Annotated in this window: 1 protein-coding gene; it reads right to left on the bottom strand. The window is 52.2% G+C overall.

Annotation, left to right across the window (positions count from 1 at the left end):
• A partial coding sequence (locus AB4512_RS25535; protein WP_372175525.1) for a cadherin-like domain-containing protein occupies positions 1-209 on the bottom strand: 209 nt, incomplete at both ends.

Genomic DNA, 209 nt, shown 5'->3' on the forward strand with positions numbered 1-209 from the left:
GTGAAACTGCCATCATCGTTTTGAGTAACGGTTGCATCACCGCCAACCGTTAGGCCGCTGGCCGTCAGGTCATCGCCTTCCACGTCAGAGGCTTGAGAAAGCAGCTGCTCTTGGCTTAGACGAATCGAACCGTCTTCATCGATTGAATAAGCTAAGTCACCAGACACAGGCGCATCATCAACCGCTGTTACGCTTACGTCGATGTTTGC

The organism is Vibrio sp. 10N.222.52.B7, from assembly GCF_041474275.1.
Taxonomy (GTDB): domain Bacteria; phylum Pseudomonadota; class Gammaproteobacteria; order Enterobacterales; family Vibrionaceae; genus Vibrio; species Vibrio crassostreae_C.